Below are 20,445 nucleotides of genomic sequence, written 5' to 3' on the forward strand. Positions count from 1 at the left end.
GTCCCACCGATTTTCGTGATTCTGTCCCTTTCGCTGTCATCCGAATTCATTATGATTGGTAGTAGTACTGCTAGCGAGGTGAATGACAGGTGAACTTTATTTTCGACATGGACGGGACGATCTGCTTTAAAGGGCAGCCCATTTCCAAGAACATTCTGGACTGTTTGCTGGAATTACAGGAAGCCGGCCATTTTATCGGCTTCGCTTCCGCGCGGCCTTACCGCGATATGCTGCCCGTTCTGGACGAGCGGTTTCACGACCACCTTCTCATCGGAGCGAACGGAGCGATGGCTCACTACCGGGGACAGCCTCTCTACTTGAATGCTATTCCCGCCGAACTGGCCCGCGAAATCGTAGCCATTCTGGATGAATTCCAGGCCGAATATCTGATTGACGACAAGCTGAACTACGCTTTAAAGTCGCATCGGCCTCATCCTCTGCTCATGAGTCTGGACCAGAACAAGCTTGCGGAATGCGTGGACGTGACCCGGATCGAAGCTTTCGTTAAAATTGTCGTGTTGGCGTGCGACAGGTTTAAACAATTGGCCGACATCCTTTCCCGGTTGGATGTGACGATTCATTATCATTCGGCGGAAGGCATCTTAGATATTACTTCAAGCAACGTCAACAAAATGAGAGGCCTGGAGCAAACAGGTCTTGGGCTGGAGTCGTTTATTTGCCTGGGCAATGATATGAACGATCTCCCGCTGTTCGAAAAGGCCCTCCATTCCGTCGTCATCGGGGAATTCGCGCCTCTGCTTCGTATCGCCAAAGAGCAAATTCCAGTGGATGACCGGGTGGAACAAAATATTATATCCAAGCTGAAGGAGCTTAGCGCATGAACGATATGACCCAACGACACTTATCGCTGCGGGAGGCCGAGACGAAAGCGGCCGAGCTGTTCAAAGCGATCGAAGAAAACGGCCTGCTGCGCAGCGGCGTAACCGAAAAGCAAATCAACCGTGACATTTACGAGCTGGCGTTCCAAATGTTCGGCATCAAAAAATATTGGCACAAACGCATTGTACGGGCCGGCAGAAATACGCTGTACCCTTACCGGGAAAATCCCCCGGATTTGACCGTTTCCGAGGAAGATATCCTGTTTATCGACTTTGGCCCAATCTTCGAAGATTGGGAGGCCGATTTCGGCCGCACCTACGTGCTGGGCGACGACCCGATCAAATTAAAGCTGCAGAGCGACATCGCTCTGGCATGGGAGGAAGGGAAAGCCTTCTTCCAATCCCAGCCCCAGATTACCGGCAGCGAGCTGTTTGCTTTTGTAAGCGGGCTTGCGGCAAAATACGGCTGGGAATTCGGAGGCACGCACGCGGGACATCTCATCGGCGAATTCCCTCACGAGCAGATCCAGGGCGAAGAAGTCGAGAACTACATTCATCCCGACAATCACGTTCCCATGAGAGACCCGGATCAGAACGGCCGTCCGCGGGATTGGATCTTGGAGATCCATTTGTTGACCGCGAGCTTGAAATCGGCGGTTTCACGGAACAGTTGTTGACCGTCGAATAAAATGCAAGAACATCTAAAAATCAGCCCCCCTCGAACGAGGTTGAGATAGCGGTCAAATAGGTAATAGAGTTGTACGAGGGGGTGGGGTATCTACTTCCGGTCGCTGTTGTCTGCAGGAAATTTTTATTAGAAGCCGCTTAGCAGCGGATATTTCCCGCAGACAAAGGCGAACGCTATCGCTCCTCCAGTAGATACCCCACCTCCGTTTTTTATCTCTATTTCAGTGAAAAACCTCTTTCTCAACACCCTAGCCCCCCTTCCAACGGGGGTTATTTTTTTGATTTCTCCCCCAATCAAACGGCGATGCCGTGCCAAGCCATTCCTCCTTTCTTCTACAACATTGCGTTGCTTTTCCCTTCTTTAAACATCCTTCGACGTTATTCCTTTAAATTCCTTCTTTGGAATATAATGATTATCCGATTCACAACTTCCCACGGGCTAATTTTTTAAACACGTCGATGGCATGACTATCAAGAGAAAAGAATACATCGTCCTCGTCTTCCTCGTCGATTTCCACTTCAAGGTTGTCCACCTGGCCGACGAGCATGTCAATAAACTCGCTAAGGCTGGAAGCAAGCACATATTTGTCGTCTTCGTCTCGTCCGAAATTGATGATCTGTCCAGGGGCTCCGTCCGGGCCGGGGTTCATGTCGAAGCCGATGGCATTGCCCGCCCCGTCATAAAATACGGGAATCCATCCGGTGTCCGCATAGACGGGCCGAATGACTCCGGCCGGGTGCGATTGGCAAAACTCTCCGAGCTCCCGCAAGCCTTCGGCCCCTTCCGACTCGATAAGCTCCTTCCACTCGTTCCATCTGCGGTACATTTCCTCGACCGACAAAAAATCCAAAGCGTAAACGACGCCATACTGATGATTCTGTCCATTATTCAGCATGTACAGCTGTTTCAGTTCCGAAGGCAGCTCCATTCCCATTTGACGCTCGATGTCAGCGATATCTTCCGGCAAGGCTGGGCCGTTTAAATAACAGTCGAAACGGCCGGCTTTTTGATTCATGGCATCAACGAATGAAGTCCATGCTGCAGCGATAGAGACATTGTTTTTCAAAGGAGTTCCTCTTTTCTATAGGGAATGTGTGTTTAATTGTGTTTTGTTGTATTTTGTTTGACTTTTTCCCCTAGCGAGGATTATGATAAACGTAACGAAAGGGGAGAGCTCATCCATGAAACCTATCGCTCGTGTCATTATTATCGGCTGGGACGGAGCAGGCAATTTTGTAGCGTCCGCGAATACGCCGAATTTGGACCGGCTCGTCCGGATGGGGACATTCGACTTCCAAGCCCAGACGGCGACGCCGACGATCAGCGCGCAATGCTGGGGATCGCTTCTACATGGCGTCGCGCCGGACAAGCACGGGTTGACCAACGAAGCCGCAAGCAGCCATACGTACCCGGACGATTCGCCGTTTCCTTCGATCTTTCGGGTTGTGCGCGAGGCATATCCCGACGCCCTGCTGGCCGCATTCAGCGCGTGGTCCCCGATCAACGACGGCATAATCGAACCGTCCATCGGCGTCCATAAAGTATCGATGAAGGACCGCGACCTGTCGCTGGCCGCAGCCGCTTATATCCGGGAGCACCCCGAACTGAAGCTGATGTACGTTCAGTTGGATTTACCGGACGCGGCCGGTCACCGGCACGGGTACAATACGCCCGAGCAGCTGCGGGCGATCGAAGAAGCGGATGAACATACGGGATTTATCCTCGATGCGATCGAGCAAACGGGTCTTCTGGACGACAGCCTGCTGATCCTCGTGTCCGATCATGGCGGCGGCGGAGCCGACCCGCGGGACCACGGCAGCGATCACCCGATGGACAAGACGATCTTTTGGGGCTGCGTCGGTCCGGGCATCCGGCAAGGCGCTTCGCTTCAGGGCACGATGACGATCACCGACACGGCGGCCGTCGTCGTCCGAGCGCTTGGCATCGAAGCTCCCGCATCTTGGGAAGCGAAGCTTCCGGAAGGACTTTTCGCGGAATCATGTCACTGAAATGTCGTTTTGAAGGATCCCCAAGGCTTGTTCGCCCTTGGCTTGGGGACCTCAATCACAAGGAAATCCACATCAATTCCACGTAAAATCGCCAGTTGTATGTAACCCCATTCCCTCCAAAATACCCGCAATGAATAAAGCCCGTTCTCTCTATGAAATTCTACTATAGATATTCGATCGATGCTCTGATGTGTCGTTTTTGTGAAAATATAAACTATTTGTCGGGTGCGGTCGAAATATGCCTTGACAGGAGGTGATCTGCATAAATTTGTAGCAACCCGTATGCCCAACATTTGAACCGCAAGCACAACATTGGAGGAGGAAAATAATATGAATTATAAAAAGGCGCTGAAGGCTTTTGTCGTAACCGCTTTATTAGCATCCGCGCTCTCCGTCAGCGTGACAACATCTTATGCGGCAGCGCCAACGGTTCTCGGTTATTATACGGAGGATTCTACCGAAGCTTTTCCTAAGTTTCACAGCTACATGAATCAAATTTCCACAGATACGTTTAATACCGATATTAACGGAAATATCGTCGGCAAGGTGCCGACGCAAGCTGTGAACTACGCCAATTCGGTGAAGGTGCTGCCTTACGCCTTGGTATCCAATTACCGCGATCACGATTGGGACAGCAGTATCGCGCACAATGTCCTGACGAACCCGACAGCCAAAAGCAACCTGATCAAAAACATGCTCAACCTGGTGAAAAAGAATAAATACAAAGGGATTAACATCGACTTCGAGGCAGTTTTGCCGGAGGATCGCGCGGCGATGACGAAATTCGTTCAAGAGGTGGCCGGCAAAATGAAGGCGAACGGATTTCTGACCATGGTCTCGGTTCCCGCCAAATCGGAGGACGATCCGTCGGATTCGTGGACGGGGGCTTTTGATTTTGAGGAGCTGGGCAAGGCCACCGACGTCATTCAAGTGATGACCTACGACGAGCATGGTGTGTGGAGCGATCCGGGGGCGGTCGCGAGCAATCCGTGGATCGAAGCCGCTCTCCACTTCGCGATCACGTATGTTCCTTCAGAGAAGGTGCTTATGGGGCTTCCGGCGTACGGCAATGACTGGAACTTGTCTGATCCTTCGAACAAAAGCAATCGATTAATCGAATGGAAGGATATGCCCCAGCTGATTGCTTCCACCAAAGCAACCCCGATACGGGATGCCGTTACGGGATCGATGGTTTTCAACTACACAGATACGGACGGATCGAAGCATGTCGTTTGGTATGAAGATGAGGCATCGATCAAGCAAAAAACGCAATATACCAAGACCTACTGGCTTGCCGGCGTATCGGTATACGCTATGGGCATGGAAGATCAAAGATTCTGGGATGCCGTCTCGGCAGGACTGAAATAGAATAGCAAAATTGCAAGTAACAACAAGCGGCCGCTTCTCTCCACGAGAGACGGCCGCTTGCTCTTTCCCTTTTATCCCAGCAATCCTAATTGTTTTCCTGCACGCTCCAGCGCGCTCAACGCAAAATCAAGATCCTCCTGCGTATGCCCGGCGGTCACAATAAACCGCACCCGGCCTTTGTCCATTGCAACAGTCGGGTAGACGATACCTTGCGCGAAGATGCCTTCCTCCAGCAGAAGGTCGGAGAAGCGCATCGTCTTCGCCGGGTCGCCCACGATGACCGGGACGATCGGCGTCTCGCTCCCGCCCGTATCGAATCCGAGCTCCTGCACCTTCGAGCGGAAATACGAGGCATTCGCCCACAGCTTCGTAATCAGCTCGTCGCTTTGCTTAAGCACTTGAATCGCTGCGAGGCAGGTAGCAGCCACCGCAGGCGTCTGCGACGTGCTGAACAGAAACGGACGCGCTTTATGAATCAGATAATCCTTCAATACCTGCTCGCACGCGACGTAGCCTCCAACCGCGCCGACCGCTTTGGACAGCGTACCCACTTGGATATGCACCCGTCCGTGCAGCCCGAAGTGGTCGGTCGAGCCTTTGCCGTTCTTGCCGAGCACGCCGCTCGCATGAGCGTCGTCGACGTAAACGAAGGCGTCGTATTTCTCCGCCAGCTCCACAATGTTCGGGAGCGGGGCAATGTCGCCGTCCATACTGAACACTCCGTCCGTCACGACGACGCGCTTTTTAAACCCTGCGCTTTCCTTGAGCACGGCTTCCAGTTGGTCCATATCTTTGTGCGCGAATATTTTCCGGTGCGCCTTCGTCAGACGGATGCCGTCGATGATGCTTGCATGGTTCAGCTCATCGCTGATGACGACGTCGTCGGGACCGAGAATGGACGAGAGCACGCCCTGATTTGTCGTAAAACCGGATTGGAACACAAGCGCCGCTTCCGTCCCCTTAAACCGAGCCAGCTCCTGCTCCAGCCGATCGTGAATGTCGAGCGTGCCCGTAATGGTACGCACCGAGCCGCTGCCGACGCCGTACTGCTCGATGGCCCGAATGGCCGCTTCCTTCAGCTCCGGGTGATCGGTGAGCCCCAGATAGTTGTTCGAAGACATCTGAAGCAGCCGGCGGCCGTTCAGCGTCATCCAAGTGCCCGAGCGGCTCTCCCAGACTGTAAGCGGACGATACCGTCCCTCCTGCTTCGCTTGCTCCAATTCATCCCGCAGTGAGTTCCAATTGGCCATGAATTAGCTCCCCCTTATTGGTTGTTTGTGTATCCGTGTCGTGGTGAAATACGATTTTGCCGCATTGACCGGAAGCCGCAAGCGCAAAAGCTTCCTCGTACTGATCCAGTGTAAAAGTGTGCGTAATGAGCGGCTTCAGATCGATTCGAGTCCGGTCAAGCAAGCCCTTAAGCTGGTACCAGGTCTGGTACATGCGCCGTCCGGTAATGCCTTCCACGCGAATGCCCTTAAAAATAATATGCCGTGACAGGTCAAGCGAAACCTCCCGGGTCGGAATGCCCAGCAGCGAAACGCGGGCTGCCGGAGCCGCCGCTTCGAATCCACCGCGGATCGCGTCCGGGTGGCCGGACATTTCCAGCACCACTTCCGCCCCTTCCCCGCCAGTATGCTCCATAATCGCCTGTACCATGGACGTCTCCTTGCTGTTGATCGTCACGTCCGCTCCCATCGTGCGGGCCAGTCCCAAGCGGTAAGCGTTTACGTCCACCGCCATCACCATGCCCGCTCCGCATGCTTTGGCCACCGCTACCGCCATCAAGCCGATCGGTCCGGTGCCGATGACAGCCACCGACTTGCCGACGATGTCGCCAGAAAGCACCGTCTGTACCGCGTTGCCCAGAGGGTCCTGCAAGCAAGCGAGCTCGAAAGGCAGCTGCGGATCGTTGTGAATCACATTGGTCGCTTTGACGACCGCGTAGTCGGCGAAGCAGCCCGGTGCGGTGATGCCAAAGCTTTTCGTGTTCGGGCAGACGTGCGCGTTGCCAGTCCGGCAGGCCTTGCAGACGCCGCAGACGATATGCCCTTCCGCCGAGATGCGGTCCCCGAGCTTCACGTTCGTGACCCGGCTGCCGACAGCTTCTACGACACCGGCAAATTCATGGCCGAATACGTTAGGCGTAACGACCGTTTGCTCCGCCCAGGCGTCCCATTGGTAAATATGTAAATCCGTGCCGCAGATTGAAGTCGTTTTCACCCGGACCAGCACTTCATCGGGACCGCATTCCGGAACGGGAACCTCCTTCAATACTGCGCCGAACGCCCGCTTTTCCTTCACAAGCCCTATCATCGTTGTTCCCATCGTGCATCCCTCCGCCGGATGTTGTATAATATAATAAACCATTGTGCGCTATGGTGTACTTACACTATATTATACATATGTACGTGATATTGTACATAGGTTAAAACGTCACCTTGGAAAAAAAATTTTTCTTCCCGCCGGCAAGTCCCAACAGAAACGTTGTGCGCGACCGCCGTTCGTTTATAATGGAGAGAGTAAAGCAGCATGGGAGGATATCATGGAGCACGAACAAATTCATAAGAAAATCGGCAAAAGCCTTCAAGCCATCCGCAAAGCCCGCTCGCTGAGCCTCGACCAGGTAGCGGAGCTGACAGGGGTCAGCAAAGCGATGCTCGGACAAATCGAACGCGGCGATTCGAACCCGACGATCTCGATTCTGTGGAAAATCGTGAACGGGCTGCGCATCTCGTTTACGTCTCTGATCGAAGAAGAACCGGCCAAAGTCACGCATTTCCGTTTTGAGAATTTGGAGCCTTTTGTGGAGGAGGAGGGCCGGTACCGGGCGTTCCCGCTCGTTCCGTTCGACCAGCAGAAGCGCTTTGAAATTTATACGGTAGAAATGGAAGCGAACTGCACTCACATTTCGGAGCCTCATAACGAGGGGATCGAAGAGTACATTTTGATAATGCAAGGGGAGCTGGACATCACGATCCAGCAAAAGACGTATACACTGAAGGTGGGGGACGCGCTTCGGTTTACGGCGGACCAAAGCCATATCTATACGAATAAAACGGATCAGAAGACGATGTACCATAACATCATCCTTTACCCTTCCTGATCCGCAGCAATGAAAACGGCAATCCAGGAAGCAGCGCCTCCTTCGGATTGCCGTTTTTACTACGCTTTGGCAGGGACCCCTGCTACTTAATAAAGTGTTTTCACTGCCTCCGTCGTAAAGGGGACCAATTCGGCTGTTCGGCCGTCGCGGATCTTGTTTGCCCAAGCAGGGTCTACCAATAACGCCCGACCTATGGCTACCAGATCAAATTCTTGACGTTCCAGCCTCTCGATTAACCCGTCGATCTTCGCGTTATTGGCTCCCTTTCCTTCGGTAAAGAGGCTCATAAAATCGCCGTCCAGACCAACCGATCCGACCGTAATCGTCGGTTTCCCTGTCAACTTCTTGGTCCATCCGGCAAGATTCAGATCGGAGCCTTCGAACTCCGGCTCCCAGAAACGGCGCGTTGAGCAGTGGAAAATATCGACGCCCGCGTCGACCAAGGGCGCCAGGAACTGTTCCAGTAGCTCCGGCGTTTCAGCCAATTTCGCTGTGTAGTCACTCGCCTTCCATTGCGAGAAACGAAACACGATAGGGAATTCCGGTCCGACCGCGCGGCGGCAAGCTTCGATAACCTCCACTGCAAAACGGGTGCGCGCAACCATGTCGCCGCCATAGCTGTCGGTTCGCGTATTGGTTTTCTCCCAGAAGAATTGATCGATCAAATATCCATGCGCACCGTGGAGCTCGATGCCGTCGAAGCCAAGCCGCTTGGCTTCGAATGCCGCCTGTGCGAAGCCTTGGACGATTGCGGCGATTTCCGATTCCGAATAATCGCCTACATGGCCTCGTGCTCCCATATGCCAAATCTGCGGTATAATCCGTCCGCCCGCCTCGTGTACCTCTTTCACTACGTTTGCCCAACCGTTTAATGCAGCTTCGCCATAGAAATGCGGTACGTTGGCGGAATTGGACGAATCCGCATGGTTGATCACCGTGCCTTCCGTCACGATAAGACCAACACCGTTTTCGGCCCTGCGGCGGTAATAGGCGGCTACCTCCGAACCTGGCACACCGTCCGGAGAAAATTGCCGGGTCATCGGCGCCATCACGATACGATTAGGCAGAGTCATTTTTCCGGTTGCGAACGGTTCAAACAAGGCTTGAACAGATTGAGAATAACTCATAACAACCTCCAAATTAAATTATATTTGATTGAATTATGTTAATCATTCTATATGTTGGCATCGACGAAAAAAAGTTACAAACAGTATCTTGAATTCGGATTTTACTCATGTACTTAGATATTCCCAGGGAACCACCTCCTTTAATCTCACCGACACTTTATTGACTACGCGGTCAAAAACTTCGCAAAAAAAAGATCAAGGTTCGAGCATCGCAAAGGACGTACGCAAGACCGCATCGATCTGCTCCCGGGAAGCACCTGATCTCTCCATGATTTTCGCGCCGAGAAAAGCGTTATTCAGGTAAGCGGCAAGCTCTTTGCTGGTATGGCGGGTCGTAATGAGCTGCTGTTCCTGACCGCTACGGATGATCTTCTCCAGTATTTGTTCGACTTTGGCGAACATCATCTCGATTTCGCGGGTTACTTCTTCGTCGTCGGTTCCGAATTCCAGCACGGAATTTACCACGAGACATCCTCTACGAATGGTCTCATTGCCTCGACATAGCGCAGCATCGCTTATGGCCTCCAGCTTTTTCAACGGGGATACTTCCTGGGAGGCCAGTTCTTCCAGCACGGATATACTCTGTTCGCGATACAGCGCCAACGCCTTTAAAAACAAGGCCCGCTTATCTTCAAATACGCAATACAAACTTTGCTTCTTAACCCGCGTCGTACGGGTCAAATCCTCAAAGGAAGTCGACTTAAAGCCTTTCATCCAGAACATTTCCATGGACTGGTACAGTGCACGATCGACATCAAATTCTCTAGGTCTGCTCATAGGGCCATGATATCAATTCTTGACCGCGAAGTCAACAACCGTTCGCCGGTGCGCCTTTAGCAACTCGAAGATACGCAAATCTACAGACTGTCGAACCTTTTGCGAATGTCCTCAAGCAGCAGCTTGGCCGCTATAATGCCGCCGGACGTATTCCAGATCGGCTCGTTGACGACGAAGGCCCGTTTCGTTTTGACGACGTTCATGTTTTGCGCGAGCGGGCTGCCCAGCCATTCCTCGGCCGTTTTCTTGGCTCCGGTGTCCCCTTGACGGTCCGAGACGAAATAGAACATCACGTCTCCGTCGAGCACAGTCATTTGCTCCTGCGTAATGTCCGCGGAGAAATCGTCCTTGTTCTGGGCGTCCGGACGGGCAAAGCCGAGCTGGCTCAAAATAATTCCGGCGAAATTGTTCTTGTAATAGACGCGAACCTTGCCGGGCTGGAAGCGGGCAAGCGACACGCGCATTTTCGTTTTGTCGCCCAAGTGTGCTTTGGTCTGCTCGATCGCTTTGTTGTAATCGTCCAGCACGGACTTGCCTTCGGCTTCTTTGTTCAGCGCCTCAGCATACAACTTGAAGTTGTCGATCATGCTGTCACCCAGATTTTCCGTAAAGACCGTAGGCGCGATGGCCGACAGCTGCTGGTAAATTTTCTCCTGTCGCACCTTCGTGCCGAGAATCAGATCCGGCTTCAGCGTCGCGATGACCTCGACATTCGGCTGCGTTTCGTCCCCGATCATCTTCACGTCGGCCATCTGCTCCTTAATATGCTCAAACCATGGGTCGCCGATCCAAGATTTCACAGCGGCTACCGGCTTGATGCCAAGCGCCAGCAGCGATTCGGTGCCCTGATTCGTCAGAACGACGACCCGCTGCGGGGTGCCTGTGATTTTCGTCTCCCCCATGGCATGCTTAATCGTCCGGGATGCCGGTTCCTGCGAAGGCTGCTGCCCCGCCTCCGGCTTCCCGCTTCCTCCGCCTCCGCAAGCCGCAGTAACCAAAGCGAGAACCAACACAACGGCCAGTACGGAAATCTTTTTCGACCCGAATCCCCCAAATAATCCCTTGAACAACAACGATAACTTCCCCTTTCAGCGATCAACATGCTGTTTTTTAATAATGATTATCATTATCAATAAAAGATTCAAAAAAAAGCTCCCGGTTCTCCGGGATCAAGCCTAGAAACCAACCAAGCGTTACAATTGTCACTTGTGTTACACTTGTAACATTAAACGATATCGTCCGGTTATGCAACAACCTCGGCACTCTCCAGAGGCGAAAATGGACAGATGAAAGGAAGTGTCACACTTGAGCGAGGCTACGAGCAAGCTTTCCCTGCGGTCGCAGGAATGGATTCAAACCGCACTGTTTCAATTAATGGAAAAAAAGCCCTACTCTCTCATCTCCATTACGGAGATTGCAGATAAAGCAGGACTTGCACGCCAGACGGTTTACCGTAACTTTCAGGACAAGGACGAAATTTTGTTGAATTACTTGACCCAGCTAATGAGCGGCGTGTGGAAACATATCGACGGCGGGCAGCCGTATACGGAAGCGATGTTCGTGCTGCTGTTCCGCACTTGGAAGGACAACATTCCCCCGTCGCTGATCCTGAACATCAAGGGCCAGGACCGCAAAATCCGGCAGCTTATTTTCCGCAGCATCTGCGACTGCCACGACGAACTGTTTATCGGCGGAAGCCGCGGCGAGGGCGGCACGAAGTTCGACATTTACCGCCTGTACGGGCAAAAATCGTTTTCGGCCCTCCTTCACATGATGCTGATCGAGTGGACGCTGCAGGAATTTCATTTGTCTCCCGAGGAGATCGGCAAGGTCGTCAGCGAGCTGTCGGCTTCGATGCGGAAGTTTCTATAAGCTGCCGCTTATTTGAGCCCGGTGAGCGCGATGCCGCGGACGATCTGCTTCTGGAAGATCACAAACAGCAGGATCAACGGCAGCACGGAGACGGTCGCTCCCGTCATGATCAGCACCCAGCCGCTCGTGTCCTTCAGCTCGCTGGAGAAGAATGCCACACCGACCGGAATCGTGAAATGCGTCTCCGTCTGCGTCACGATCAACGGCCAGATAAACGCGTTCCAGCTGCCGAGAAACGACAGGATCGCCAGCGTCGCAAGCGCGGGGCTCACCAGCGGCACGGCGATCCGCAGCATGATGCCCCATTCGTTCATGCCGTCGATCCGCGCCGCGTCCAGCAGGTCCGAAGGTACCGATTCCATGAACTGCTTCATCAGGAAGATACCGAAGGCGCTGACAAGCCCCGGAAACAGGACGCCGACGTACGTATCGACCCAGCCGAGCTTGGCGGATAGCAGATACCACGGAATGATCAGCATCTCGGTAGGCACCATCAGCGTGCTGAGAATAGCGATAAAAATGAGCCGTTTCCCGGCAAACGTAAATTTCGCCAGCACGTACCCCGTGACCGTATCGAACAAGCATACGCTCGCCGTCATGATGACCGCAATCATGAAGCTGTTATACACCCAGTGCGTAAACGGCGTCGTGGTGAACAGTTCCGCGTAATTGTCCAGCGTCGCGCGATCCGGCACGAGGCTGAGCGAGAAGACGTCCTGCGGCGTCTTGAGCGAGGTCGCAACCATCCATAAAAAAGGAAATACCATCGCGAGTGTGCCCGCGGTAAGCAGCGCATAGCTTCCAAGCTTCGGAAGCCGGGAGGGCAGCGGCCTGTTTTGGTTGGCTTGGCTCATCGGTCGTTCCCTCCTTAGTATTCAATCTTCTTGCTTAGCACCTTAAGCTGCAGCAGCGATAGGATCAAGATTAACGCGAAAAGCACGACGGTGGCGGCGGCCGCCTGGCCCATGTTGAAGTGCTTGAACGCGAGATTGTAAATGTACAGCACGAGCGAGACCGTCGAGTTGAGCGGACCGCCGGACGTCATGTTGAGCACCTGCGTGAACGACTGCAAATAATCGATGCTGCCGATGACGACGGAGAATACGATCACCGGGTTGAGCAGCGGCAGCGTGATGTGCACGAACCGCTTCCAAGCCCCCGCTCCGTCGATGGCGGCCGCATCGTAGTACAGCCGCGGGATGCCTTCCAGCCCCGTCAGGAAGATCAGCATCTGAAACCCGACGCCCTGCCAGATCATGGCGGCGATAACCAGATAGATCGCCTGGGACGGCGAGCCGAGGAACAGCTGCGGGCCGAGCCCGAGCGAGAGCAGAATGCCGTTGACGACGCCGTTCTTCATCAGCATCCAGCGGAATACCCAGCTGACCGCCACCACGCTGGTGACGTACGGGATAAAATAGATCGTGCGGAACAAGCCGCGCAGCCGGCCGATGCGCTGCAGCAGCAGCGCTACAGCCAATCCGGCGGCGACCTGCCCCGGTACGCCGGCCAGCACGTAGACGAGCGTATTTTTCAGCGCTTGCAGGAACACTTCGTCCTGAAACAAGGCGGCGTAATTGTCGAGTCCGACAAACGGCTTTTCTTCGGACAGCATATCCCATTCCCGGAAGCCGACGTTAAACGAATACAGGATCGGTAAAATCCGGATCGAGACGAAAAAAAGCAGCGGCAGCAGCAGGCAGGTGTATACGAACACGTACCGCTGCTTTTTCACGCCGAGCCCCCGCTTCTGAGGAACCCGGCTTCTGACGGCAGGCAGCGCTTCGGCACGTTCCATCGTTTTTCGTCCTCCTTTCTCTCGCAGCGCGCGCGCCGCCTTATTTTTTATCCTGCTTCGCCCAGTAATCGTCGAACAGCTTCTGCGTCTTCTTCACCAGCTCGTCGTACGCCTTCTCGACCGGCACCTGCTTCAGCGTCACTTGATCGACCGCCTCGACGAAGTAATCGCGCTCCAGCTTCTCGTCCACGAAGAAGTGCGCATGCGCGTAAGGCAGCTGCTGGATGAACGGACCGAGCTTCTCGTCCTTCGCGTATTTGTCCTGCAGTGCAACCTCTCGCTTCGCCGGAAGCTCCCCGACCTTCTCCACCCACTGCTCCTGCACTTCCTTGCTGGTCAGAAACTTCAGGAATTCGGTCGCCGCCTCCAGCTTTTTGCCCTTCACGCCTTTCGTAATCGAGTTGGCCCAGAAAGACACCTGCGTCGCTTTGTCCTTGTACGAAGGAAGCGGCGCAATCGCATACTTGAGGTCGGGCGCGTCCTTCTTGATCCCGCCGAGCTGGAACGATCCGTCGATATTCATCGCAGCTACGCCCTTCTTGAAGGCGGTAATGTCATCGTTATAGAAGTCCTTGGTACCAACCTTATGTACCAGCGACAGGTCGATTAAATACTTGAACGCCTCCAGCCCCGCAGGGGAATCCGCCCACAAAATTTTGCGCCGGTCGTCGCTGATATCTTTGCCGCCCGCCTGGTACACAAGCGCGTCGCGGTACCAATGGTGAAGCTGCGCGTTCGGCTGCCAAGCCAGCCCTTCGACGACGTATTGCCCGTTCTTGTCCTGCTGCGTCAGCTTCTTCGCGGTGTCGACCAGCTCGGTCCAAGTGGCCGGCGGCTTGCCCGGATCGAGCCCCGCTTTGGTGAACAAGTCCTTATTGTAAAACAAGGCAAGCGTGCGCACGGCGGTCGGAATCGCGTAATATTTGCCGTTCAGCTTGGCCGTGTCGACGAACGGAAAATACTCCTTCTTGATCTGCTCCTCGGAGAAGGCGCTCTCCGGCAGCGGCTGCAAATAGCCCGACGAGACGTATTTCGGCAGCCACCCGTAGTACAGGTTAATAATATCCGGCCCCTTCCCGGCGGGCACGAGCGTCGCCACCTTCTCGTTGTACTGGTCGTACGGGAAGTTCGTCTGCTTGACGGTAATGTTCGGATGCTTTTTCTGGAACTCGTCAATCAGCGCGGCGATCAGCTCAACTTTCGCCGGGTACTGGTATTGCCAGTACTCGATGGTCACCTTCTCCTCTTGGCCGGCCTCCGCCGTCTTCTGAGCGGCCTGCCCCGATTGGCCGTCGCCTGCGGGTGCCTTGGAGCCGCCGCAGGCGGACAGCCCCACGACTAAGCCAAGCGCAAGCGCCGCGGCGCTCCAGGGCGTATAACGATAACGCTGACGATAAGTGCTCTTCATGGTTTTCCAATCCCCTTTTTTCTATATTAAGTTCAACAATCTTCTCGCGTTGTTGCCGAAAATGTTCTCGATCTCCGTCTCGTTCATCCGCAGCTCGCGGCAGGAGCGCACCTGATCTTGCAAGTAGCGGTAGACGAACCCCCGCGGGAAGCTGCTAGAATCTGTGCCGAAAATAATCCGCTCGGGACCGATCAGCTCGTAGCATTTGCGGAACAGGATATCCAGGTTCAGCTCGTACGGCGTCCAGCGCATCCACTGGTTCGACCCGGACGTATCGATGAAGATGTTCGGGCAGCTCCAGCATAAGTGCAGCAGCTCTTGAAAATAGCCCGCGCCGAAATGCGGGATGATGAACGGAATGTCCGGGTATTCCCGGGCCACGTTAAAGATCGCCAGCGGATTGATATTGAGGTGCGAGGCGATCCCGCCGGTATGTCCGAGCAGCCCGAAATGAATGAGCACCGGCAGCTTCCGCTCGGCGAGAAACCGCCACACCGGCGTCAGCTTCGGATCGTGGAACGGGATTTCCACGAGCGGTCCGAACAGCTTGTAGCCTTTCAAGCCGAGCGTGTCCACGGCTCTTCGCAGCTCTTCCGCCGCATCCGGCTCCTCGATGGAATGGTGGGCGAAGCCGGTAAACCGGCCGGGGTATTTGCTGATCTGCTCGGCCAGATCATCATTGCTCCAGGCGGTGAGGAAATTAATGCCGCCGAGGCCGTAGCGGTCCAATTCGTCCGCCCAGCGGTCGATAAGCGGCCGGGCCGCATCCTGATCCTCTTGCGCCGGGGGCTCCGGGAAATCCCATGTCAGCCGCATCCGTTCGGAACGCAGCGCGTTCTGGCTTCGGATCACCGGATTAGCCGACATAAACGGCAGCGGGTAAGGCAAATGGGCATGAATGTCGAATACTCGAAAGCCTTCCTTGAACAGCATCGCGGTTCCACCTTCCGTCTTTAGGTTAGCAAGCTATACAAAAAAAAGGAGATGAACGCCTGCTTCTGAAAAGCAAAAAAGCTTCATCTCCGGAGGTCCGGTCAATGGATAGGCAGGTCCTGGTGAGAGGAGCACCGCTCCGCCCACTCGGCAACCGTATGATTTACCTGACGCCGGGCGCGTTCGATCGTGTCCCGCTTCTCCTGCAGCCACACTTCGTCCCGCTCCTGACGCTGCCTTTGCCCCGCGAGTGCTCGCAACACTTCGTCCGGGCTCGGTCCCCCGGGCAGCTTGCGGACGCTCACGAAGTGCTGCGGGCTCAGGGAGCGGCGCAGCGCTTCCTCCGTGAGCGCAAGCGGGCGTCCGATCGTCTCGCGGGCCGCATCGTTCAGCAGCTCCAGCGAGAGCTGGCCGGCGGACCGGCCGAGACGGACCGCCTCTTTCACCACGCGGCTGACGATGTCGTGCGCCGTGCGGAACGAAAGCCGCTCCGTCCGCACGAGCGTATCGGCCAGCTCGGTCACGGTCGCGAAGCTGCCTTCGGCCCGGGCGCGCAGCCCTTCCTTGTTGATCCGAAGCGTCCCGATCACGCAGCCGAGCAGCCGATACACCGATTCCAGCGTATGCAAGCTTTTCCAGGCGTACGGCTGCATATCATCCTCCGTATCGACGATATCGCCGAACGGCGTATTGTGCATCATCGTCAGCACGGTCTGCGCGCTGCCCGCGCAGCTGGACAATAGCGAGCGCATGTGCTCGATTGAGACGGGATTGCGCTTCTGCGGCATGATCGAGCTGATCTGCACGTAAGGCGCAGCCACATGGAGCACCGCGAATTCCTGCGTACTCCAGAGCAGCAGCTCCTGCACGAAGCGCCCCAGATTGAGCGCGGCGAGCTGCACGGCGGTCGCGATCTCGCCGATATAATCGGCACCGCTGACCGCATCGTAAGCATTCTCGATCAGCCCGTCGAACGCAAGCAGCCTGGCCATCCGTTCCCGGCTGATCGGAAAGCCAGACGTCGTGAGCGCCGCGGCTCCCATGCTGCTGCGGTTGCAGTTGGCGTAAGCCGCTTGCAGGCGGCGGATATCCCGGCCGAGCGAATCCGAGACGGCGGCCGCGTAGTGGGCCATGGTCGTCGGCTGTGCCTGCTGCGTATGGGTGTAGCCGATCATCACCGTGTCCGTATGCTCACCTGCGAAGCGCAGCAGCCGGTCATGGAGCCGCAGCGCCGACGCGATCGCTTCGAGCAGCTTCTCCCGCAGCGTCAGCCGGTAAATCGCGATGCCCATATCGTTGCGGCTGCGGGCCAAATGCAGATTGCCCGCCGCCTCGCCGGCGTGCTGCAGCAGCTCATGCTCCACCTGAAAAAACAAATCCTCGAACTGCCCCGAATACGCGCTGCCCTGAAGCTTCGGCAGGTCGACGGCTTCCAGCGCGGCGGCAATGCGCTCCGCTTCCTCCTGGCCGATCAGCCGCTGCTCTCGAAGCATCAGCAGATGCGCCTTATTGACCTCGAGCATCGGCTCCAGCAGCTCCGCCTTGGCTTGCTCGTAGGCGGGCTCCAGCACGACCTCCGCGTACGTTTTGCCCGGAAAGCGGTCTCCTTCCGCCAGCAGCCATTCGTCCTTCTGAACCAAACGGTGCGCCCCCTTCGTCGGACATCGGTAAAAATAAAAAAGACACATTCCGCCCAGCAGGCGGTACGTGTCTCCGGTAGTCCGGTAGATTTTTAACTATTCCCATAAAATTACTATGCTTTAATCGAAATCATACCCCCCGAACCCCGGGAATGTCAATAGAAAAATCGGGATTCGCGTATGATTCGCCTAGCGTGCGCTCTTTTCCAGAAGCCGGTCCAACAATTCGTCCAGCGGCAGCGGCTGCTCCTTCGTGACTTGGATTCCGTTCTCGGACAGGAAAGCCAAAGTTGTCGTACGGTCGCAGGTCACCAGTTGAGGAAACGGCACCTCACTCCAATCGACCGCGCCCGGGATATCCGCCAGACTGGGCAGCGGTTCTCTGGATAACCAAAGCCGAGACCACGATGCGACCAAGGCATCTTTTTCGTAAGGGCCTTCCAAAGCGCCGTTTCTCAGCAAAAGAATACAATCCGCAAACTGCCGGATATCTTCGACCGAATGGGTGGACAGCACGACGGTCCGTTCCATGATCTCCGCATCCTCGACGAGCATCTGCTTCAGACGATTGCGGCTGGCGATATCCAGGCCGTTCGTCGGCTCATCAAGCAGCAGCAGGGGAGCATGCGTGCTCAGCGCGAGCGTTAGCGCCGCCTTCTTCCGTTCCCCCTGCGACATCTTGCCGTACCTTTTGTCCAGCGGAATACGAAAAGACGCCGCACGCCGGGCGAAATCGTCGTCGTCCCACGATGCGTACCAGCTGCCGATAAAATCCCTCATCTGCCACAGCGTAAAGGGCTCGCAGCCGTCCAGCGGATCAGGGACGAAAGCGACCTGCGTCATAATGGCCTGCTCCTCCCGCTCATACGTATGCCCGAAAATTTCCAGCTTGCCTGAGGTTGGCTTCATCAGATTCATAAGGCACTTGAGCAGCGTCGTTTTGCCCGAGCCGTTCGGCCCTACTAACGCATAGGTTAGTCCTGGTTCCAGAACGACATCGATCGGTCCTAGCCGGAAGTCGTCTCGCTGTTTCACGAAGCGCTCCAGCCGAAGTGGACTTGGGGAAGTCATCCGTCTCGCCTCCTTTCTTGCAGCATTTCCGCCAAGATCTGCTCGAACGTCTTCCGCGTCTGCTCCGGATCGTTCTGCAGCCGGAAACTCATTTCAATCGCCGCGCGGAACGCTTGATGCAGACTGGCATCCGCGACCTGCTTCTTTTCGCCCTCCTGCACATCCGCTACGAACGTTCCTTTTCCTTGCACGGTCTGAATGAATCTGCGCTGCTCCAGATTTTGATAAGCCCGGTTCACCGTAATGACGCTGCAGGCCAGATCGCTGGCGAGCGACCGGATGGAAGGAAGCGGCGTGCCCGGTTTAAGCTGTCCGCTCACGATGAACGATATCAGCTGTTGTTCAATTTGATGATAGATCGGCTCCCGGCTGTGTTCCGAGATGTGTATCGGTAGCTGTATCGCAGCCGCCTCCTTTCTGAAAAGTCCGGTCAACACCCGGCCGCTGTGCGAGCGGAACCACCCTAGGGAAGATCCTTGCGCGCAAGCCGGTACATCAAGGCCCGGTAGAACGCGGCCACCCCAAGCACGGCCATAAATACGGACAAGATCATGGCTGCCGGCGGATTTCTCCGCGCCAATTCAAACACCCATAAATAAACCGGTTGTCCAAAATGCGAGTAGAACGTTAAGATTGCCACAACGATCAGCAGCAGCCCCGTAAAAGAGCCGATAAGTATCGCTTTGCCGTTCGTTCCGAATTCCAGATACGGATTGATGCCGCTGACCGCAAAGGCATAGCCGACCCAGACAAACACAAAGGCGGCGTACTCCGCCACAGACAGCACGCCAAGTAAAGCGGACCAACTGGACGCGACAAAGACGCCGACAAAGACGAGTAAGGACGTTCCAAGGCACATCATCATATACAGTATCCGGCTCCAAGCTACGACCTTCAACGGAATAGCCCACATCCGGAAAAAACGCAGCCGCTTCAAAAACGGCTCCTCCGACACCAAGTAACCGAAAGAGATATATTCTCTGGAAAAGGCAAGCGCGCCGAGCGCAGGAACAACGGCAATCAGCCATAAATCCACGGGAAAAGAAACGCCCGGCTGCATACTGCCGCGCTCGTCTCCCGCCAGCACGCGTACCATATCGTGCGCCAGAAAGAACCCGATCAAGGCCGAGAACAGAACGTTGGCCAGCAGCGCAATATATTTATGTTTTAACTCATTCCATGCAATCCGGCAAGCATCACGCATGTCCACTCACGCTCCAGATTATTGATTCATACGGGTCAGCCCGAAAAGATCGACGCCGTAAGCGGCGGCAGCGGCGAACAGGATCGTCCAGAACGCCAGCGAGCACGTCATCCAGAACAGGACGGGGCCGCGGGGCGCTTTGAACAGCATGGCGAATCCCGCCGCAATCTCCGTCCCGATCAGGATGGGACCGAGAAAGGCAAGTCCCGGCAGCCCGTATCGGACAAATAAGCGGTAGGCTCGCTGGCTTCGTTTGCTTTCGCTTGCTCCGCTGCGTTTGCTGCGCCATGCGTTCCAGCGGTCGAACAAGAAAACGACGAGCAGCACGGTAATCCAATTCCCCAGAAAAGCCAAAATCGTTGTGGCAACCGGGTTTAAGTCAAGCATGGCGATACCTAGCACTACGACAAAAGCCGATTCCACCCAAGGCAGTGCCGCAATAACGAAGACGGCAAGATAAGACCATTCTTTCAGAAATTCAGCAATCATGCAATACTCACTCCTCTGAAGGTGTATAAGTGTATATATTAATATATACAGTATATCACCCCTTGAAGCTTGTCAATGATCTGCCGCCCGGAAAACAAAAATAGACACGTCCCGCG

General features: G+C 55.1%; 21 protein-coding genes and 1 pseudogene. 6 read left to right on the plus strand and 16 right to left on the minus strand.

Annotated features, from left to right (window positions below; genetic code table 11):
* The first annotated feature begins 89 nt into the window (after positions 1 to 89).
* Both ET33_RS08405 and ET33_RS08410 read left to right on the plus strand, forming a co-directional pair.
* Positions 90 to 842: an HAD-IIB family hydrolase gene (locus tag ET33_RS08405; protein ID WP_036679263.1), complete on the plus strand. Its 753-nt coding sequence runs from the start codon at positions 90 to 92 to the stop codon at positions 840 to 842.
* A pseudogene (locus tag ET33_RS08410) lies at positions 839 to 1,527 on the plus strand (M24 family metallopeptidase). Before ET33_RS08405 ends, ET33_RS08410 begins: the two are co-directional and overlap by 4 nt.
* Positions 1,528 to 1,653: 126 nt before the next feature.
* On the opposite strand, the gene ET33_RS08415 reads toward ET33_RS08410, so the two are convergent.
* Complete coding sequence (locus tag ET33_RS08415) at positions 1,654 to 1,842, minus strand: hypothetical protein (RefSeq protein WP_036679266.1); 189 nt, start codon at positions 1,840 to 1,842, stop codon at positions 1,654 to 1,656.
* 106 nt (positions 1,843 to 1,948) lie between these two features.
* Entirely contained in the window at positions 1,949 to 2,593 is a 645-nt protein-coding gene (locus tag ET33_RS08420) for an SMI1/KNR4 family protein (protein WP_051775187.1), read from the minus strand.
* A 115-nt stretch (positions 2,594 to 2,708) separates the two neighbouring features.
* Between ET33_RS08420 and ET33_RS08425 the strand changes: the two genes are divergently transcribed.
* Both ET33_RS08425 and ET33_RS08430 read left to right on the plus strand, forming a co-directional pair.
* Positions 2,709 to 3,536, plus strand: a complete 828-nt coding sequence (locus ET33_RS08425; RefSeq protein ID WP_036679269.1) for an alkaline phosphatase family protein — start codon at positions 2,709 to 2,711, stop codon at positions 3,534 to 3,536.
* A gap of 330 nt (positions 3,537 to 3,866) precedes the next feature.
* Positions 3,867 to 4,904, plus strand: a complete 1,038-nt coding sequence (locus ET33_RS08430; protein WP_051775188.1) for a glycosyl hydrolase family 18 protein — start codon at positions 3,867 to 3,869, stop codon at positions 4,902 to 4,904.
* Between the two features lie 71 nt (positions 4,905 to 4,975).
* Here the strand turns inward: ET33_RS08430 and ET33_RS08435 are convergent, their stop codons facing one another.
* Positions 4,976 to 6,154, minus strand: coding sequence for a glycine C-acetyltransferase (locus tag ET33_RS08435; RefSeq protein ID WP_036679272.1), 1,179 nt, complete (start codon positions 6,152 to 6,154; stop codon positions 4,976 to 4,978).
* Positions 6,126 to 7,232, minus strand: coding sequence for an L-threonine 3-dehydrogenase (gene tdh / locus ET33_RS08440; protein WP_036679274.1), 1,107 nt, complete (start codon positions 7,230 to 7,232; stop codon positions 6,126 to 6,128). Before tdh ends, ET33_RS08435 begins: the two co-directional genes overlap by 29 nt.
* A gap of 217 nt (positions 7,233 to 7,449) precedes the next feature.
* On the opposite strand from tdh, the gene ET33_RS08445 reads away from it, so the two are divergent.
* Positions 7,450 to 8,010, plus strand: a complete 561-nt coding sequence (locus ET33_RS08445; RefSeq protein ID WP_036679277.1) for a helix-turn-helix domain-containing protein — start codon at positions 7,450 to 7,452, stop codon at positions 8,008 to 8,010.
* A gap of 86 nt (positions 8,011 to 8,096) precedes the next feature.
* On the opposite strand, the gene ET33_RS08450 is transcribed toward ET33_RS08445, so the two are convergent.
* From ET33_RS08450 to ET33_RS08460, 3 genes are all read right to left on the minus strand, one after another.
* Positions 8,097 to 9,137, minus strand: a complete 1,041-nt coding sequence (locus tag ET33_RS08450; RefSeq protein WP_036679280.1) for an NADH:flavin oxidoreductase — start codon at positions 9,135 to 9,137, stop codon at positions 8,097 to 8,099.
* A gap of 195 nt (positions 9,138 to 9,332) precedes the next feature.
* On the minus strand, positions 9,333 to 9,914 hold the full coding sequence (locus tag ET33_RS08455; RefSeq protein WP_036679283.1) for a TetR/AcrR family transcriptional regulator: 582 nt from the start codon (positions 9,912 to 9,914) through the stop codon (positions 9,333 to 9,335).
* Between the two features lie 80 nt (positions 9,915 to 9,994).
* Entirely contained in the window at positions 9,995 to 10,987 is a 993-nt protein-coding gene (locus tag ET33_RS08460) for an ABC transporter substrate-binding protein (RefSeq protein ID WP_051775189.1), read from the minus strand.
* A gap of 223 nt (positions 10,988 to 11,210) precedes the next feature.
* Between ET33_RS08460 and ET33_RS36315 the strand changes: the two genes are divergently transcribed.
* Positions 11,211 to 11,786, plus strand: coding sequence for a TetR/AcrR family transcriptional regulator (locus tag ET33_RS36315; protein ID WP_235206667.1), 576 nt, complete (start codon positions 11,211 to 11,213; stop codon positions 11,784 to 11,786).
* A gap of 8 nt (positions 11,787 to 11,794) precedes the next feature.
* On the opposite strand, the gene ET33_RS08470 is transcribed toward ET33_RS36315, so the two are convergent.
* From ET33_RS08470 to ET33_RS08510, 9 genes are all read right to left on the minus strand, one after another.
* A complete protein-coding gene (locus tag ET33_RS08470; RefSeq protein WP_051775191.1) occupies positions 11,795 to 12,640 on the minus strand; it encodes a carbohydrate ABC transporter permease in 846 nt (281 codons plus the stop codon).
* 14 nt (positions 12,641 to 12,654) lie between these two features.
* Positions 12,655 to 13,584, minus strand: coding sequence for a carbohydrate ABC transporter permease (locus ET33_RS08475; RefSeq protein ID WP_036679286.1), 930 nt, complete (start codon positions 13,582 to 13,584; stop codon positions 12,655 to 12,657).
* A gap of 40 nt (positions 13,585 to 13,624) precedes the next feature.
* Positions 13,625 to 14,992: an extracellular solute-binding protein gene (locus ET33_RS08480; protein WP_036679289.1), complete on the minus strand. Its 1,368-nt coding sequence runs from the start codon at positions 14,990 to 14,992 to the stop codon at positions 13,625 to 13,627.
* A 21-nt stretch (positions 14,993 to 15,013) separates the two neighbouring features.
* Positions 15,014 to 15,925, minus strand: a complete 912-nt coding sequence (locus ET33_RS08485) for an amidohydrolase family protein (protein WP_036679292.1) — start codon at positions 15,923 to 15,925, stop codon at positions 15,014 to 15,016.
* Positions 15,926 to 16,026: 101 nt separating this feature from the next.
* Positions 16,027 to 17,565 (minus strand): argininosuccinate lyase, encoded by a 1,539-nt coding sequence (argH, locus tag ET33_RS08490; protein ID WP_036679294.1) that lies wholly within the window; start codon positions 17,563 to 17,565, stop codon positions 16,027 to 16,029.
* 189 nt (positions 17,566 to 17,754) lie between these two features.
* Entirely contained in the window at positions 17,755 to 18,636 is an 882-nt protein-coding gene (locus ET33_RS08495; RefSeq protein ID WP_036679296.1) for an ATP-binding cassette domain-containing protein, read from the minus strand.
* Entirely contained in the window at positions 18,633 to 19,070 is a 438-nt protein-coding gene (locus ET33_RS08500; protein ID WP_235206668.1) for a GntR family transcriptional regulator, read from the minus strand. Before ET33_RS08500 ends, ET33_RS08495 begins: the two co-directional genes overlap by 4 nt.
* Before the next feature lie 29 nt (positions 19,071 to 19,099).
* Positions 19,100 to 19,840, minus strand: coding sequence for a hypothetical protein (locus ET33_RS08505; protein WP_036679298.1), 741 nt, complete (start codon positions 19,838 to 19,840; stop codon positions 19,100 to 19,102).
* 18 nt (positions 19,841 to 19,858) lie between these two features.
* A complete protein-coding gene (locus ET33_RS08510; RefSeq protein WP_036679300.1) occupies positions 19,859 to 20,329 on the minus strand; it encodes a small multi-drug export protein in 471 nt (156 codons plus the stop codon).
* Positions 20,330 to 20,445 lie beyond the last annotated feature (116 nt).

The organism is Paenibacillus tyrphae, from assembly GCF_000722545.1.
GTDB lineage: Bacteria > Bacillota > Bacilli > Paenibacillales > NBRC-103111 > Paenibacillus_G > Paenibacillus_G tyrfis.